Source organism: Streptomyces sp. NPDC048057, assembly GCF_040653095.1.
Classification (GTDB): Bacteria; Actinomycetota; Actinomycetes; order Streptomycetales; family Streptomycetaceae; genus Streptomyces.
This window is the reverse complement of the sequence record NZ_JBEZNF010000070.1, coordinates 1-3,485: the sequence shown is the minus strand read 5'-3', so window position 1 is coordinate 3,485 and position 3,485 is coordinate 1. Positions and strand designations below refer to the sequence as shown.

Sequence of the window (3,485 nt, the reverse complement as noted above, 5' to 3'; positions counted from 1 at the left end):
GGCACCCCCACCAACTGGAACACCACCCCACCCACCAACCCCAACCCCACCAACCTCCCCACCTACCCCTTCCAACACCACCGCTACTGGCTGGAGGACGCGGCAGCCAGTGGCCGACCGGAGAGCTTCGGCCTACGCGCCACGCAGCACCCGCTGCTCAGCGCCACCACCACGCTCGCCGAGAGCGACACCCTGCTCCTGACCGGCCGGGTCTCCGCCCACAGCCACCCGTGGACCGCCGACCACACGATCAATGGGTGCTCCGTACTCCCCGCCACCGCTTACATGGAACTCGCCCTCCAGGCAGGCTGGTTACTGGGAGACCTCGCAGTCGCCGAGCTCACCCTCGACACGCCTCTCGTGCTTCCGCCGGAGCGCACCGTCGATCTCCAGCTCACGGTCGGCCCCGCGGACGAGGACGACCAGCGTGCGTTCACCGTGCACGCCCGCGCTTCGGAGGACACGCCAGACGACGAGCCCTGGCAGGATTCCTGGACCGGCCACGCCTCCGGGACGCTCGCACCACCGCCCGCCCGCACCCCGAACGCGCTGGCCGCCTGGCCGCCCTCCGGTGCCGAGGCCGTCGATCTCGACCGGTTGCGAGACCGCCTCGCCGAGCTGGGCTACGACCACGGCCTTGCCTTCCAGGGGCTGACGCGGGCATGGCGGCTCGGAGACGAGATCTTCGCCGAGGTGACCGCCGCCGAGGAGACAGCCGCAGAATGCTCTCGGTACGTGCTGCACCCGGCACTGCTAGCCACCGCCCTCCAGCCGCTCCTGGCAGAGGCCGCGTCCCCCACCCAACCGACGCGCTGGCGGGGGATGACGCTGTACGCGGTGGGTACGGACGCGCTCCGCGTCCACGCCACGCGGCACGCCGACGGCTTCTCACTGGCGGTCGCCGACCGCACAGGCTCCCCCGTGGCCTCGGTCGACAGCTTCGCGCTGAGCCCTCTGGCTCCCGAACAGCTCGCTCCGACCGGCGATGCCAGGCCCGACTGGCTCCTCGGCCTGGACTGGACACCACCGGAGTTGGAACCCGACACCGCCGAAGTCAGCCCGCCCAGCGAGTCCTGGGCCTTGATCGGCCCAGACATCACCGGTCTCGAAGAGGCTCTCGGCGGGGAGCGACTGCCTACGCACGCGTCAGCCGAGGCACTCGCCGAGACGCTGAGCGGAGGATCGGAGCCCGTCCCGTCGTACGCGCTCCTGGCCGCCGCAGACTGCGACACGCTCTTCCCTGACCTGTCGGCCTGGACCACAAACGAGGAAACAGCGTCCACCCGGTTGGTGATCGTCACTCGCCACGCAGTGACGGCGGCGCCTGAGGATGCGCAGAACCTCGTATCCGCCCCGGTGTGGGGACTGGTCAGGGCGGCCCAGGCGGAGTACCCCGGGCGCCTCACACTCGTGGACCTGGACGACGAGGCCGCCTCGCTGTGCGCACTGCCCGCCGCACTCGCCACCGGTGAACCTCAACTAGCCGTTCGAGGCGGCGAAATCCTGCTCCCGCGACTGTGCCGTTCGGCCCTCGACGACTTCCCACCGCAGCCGGAATCCACCGCCACGAGGACCGGCACCCTGCTCGTCTCGGGCGAGGGAAGCCTCACGGCCGCCGTCACGGAGCAGCTCGTCACAGCTCTCGGAGCACCACACATCCTGCTGCTCGGCGGTGACGAGGGTCTCGCCACCGCGCTCACCGAGCTCGGTGCGCACGTGCTGACCGCACCGGGTAGCGCCGCGGACCGCGAGGCGGTGGCCGGAGCCCTGGCCCTGCTGTCCACCGAGCACCCGCTGGCGGGAGTGCTCCATGTAGCGGCCGAAACGCCTGAATCGTTGCTCGCGGGGACCACTCCTGAGGAGTTCGGAGAAGCTCTGCGGACGGCCACCGATGCCGCGTGGAACCTCCATGAACTCACTCTCGGCCTAGACGTGCACTCCTTCTCCCTGCTTGCCCCCGATCCGGCCGGCACTCTCGGCGGTGTCGGGCAATCGACCCGGGCTGCCGTCGGCAGCTACCACGATGCGCTGGCCCAGCACCGCCGTGCTCTAACTCTGCCCGCACTCTCCCTCGGCTGGGGCCCTCGGGAGGGAGGCGAGGGCCGCACGCCCAAGGGGCTGACGCGCTTCGGCGCCGCCCAGTGCGGGCCGGTGTTCGCCCTCGCACAGCGGACGGACCGCGCCTGCCTTCTGGCCACCCGCCTCAACCGGAGCGGTCTGCGCTCGCAGGCCGAAGGCGGTCTACTGCCCGCTCCACTGCGCTCTCTTGTCAGCACGGTCCATGCCGCTGCCCACGGAACGGGGCCGGGGAACGGGGCCACCGAGCTCACTGACGCGCTCGCGGGCCGCTCGGAGACCGAACAGCTCCGTGTACTGACGGGGGTGATACGCGATCAGGTGGCGGCCGTACTCGGCCACTCCTCCCAGGACACCGTGGACACCTCGCGTGCCTTCAAGGATCTCGGCTTCGACTCGCTCACCGCTGTCGAACTACGCAACAGACTGTGCACTGCGACCGGACTGAAACTGCCCAGCACCTTGGTCTTCGACCATCCCTCCCCGGGCTCGCTCGCCGCCTTCTTCCGCGCCCGACTCCTCGGCTCGGACGAAACGGTGACGGCCTCCGGCAGCTCAGCGCACAACGACGAGCCAATCGCGATTGTCGCCATGGCCTGCCGCTATCCAGGAGAGATCAACACGCCCGAGGGCCTATGGGAGGTCGTCGCGTCGGAGCGCGACGTCATCTCGCCCTTCCCCACCAATCGCGGCTGGGATTTGGACCGACTCTTCGATCCGGATGCGTCCCGGGCCGGCACCTCGTACGCGCGCGAGGGTGGGTTCGTGCACGACGCGGACGAGTTCGACCCGGCGTTCTTCGGAATCAGCCCGCGCGAAGCCACCAGCATGGACCCGCAGCAGCGGCTGCTCCTGGAGACAGCGTGGGAGTCGCTCGAGCGGGCCGGTATCGACCCGTCGTCACTGCACGGCTCACGCACCGGTGTCTTCACCGGCGTGGTCTATACCGACTACGGCTCACGCGTGAAGCTGCCCGCCGAGATGGAGGGATACCTCGGCATCGGGAGTGCGGGCAGTATCGCCTCCGGCCGAATCTCCTACACTCTCGGTCTGGAGGGGCCTGCGGTCACGGTGGACACGGCCTGCTCGTCCTCGCTGGTCGCACTGCACCTGGCGGTGCGGTCACTGCGCAGCGGCGAGTGCGACCTGGCGCTGGCAGGTGGGGCCACCATCCTGGCCAATCCGGATATTTTCGTCGGCTTCAGCCGACAACGCGGTCTGGCTCGCGACTCCCGGTGCAAGGCGTTCGCGGCGGCTGCCGATGGCACGGCCTTCGGCGAGGGCGTCGGTCTGCTCTTGGTGGAACGCCTCTCGGACGCCCGCCGCAACGGCCACCACATACTCGCCGTCATACGCGGCACCGCCATCAACCAGGACGGCGCCAGCAACGGCCTCACCGCACCCAACGG

The 3,485-nt window shown here is 70.0% G+C and carries 1 protein-coding gene; it reads left to right on the top strand.

Features of this window, described 5'->3' with window-relative positions:
• Positions 1 to 3,485, top strand: a 3,485-nt coding sequence (locus AB0E05_RS36320) for a type I polyketide synthase (RefSeq protein WP_361971875.1), incomplete at both ends; no start/stop codon positions are given.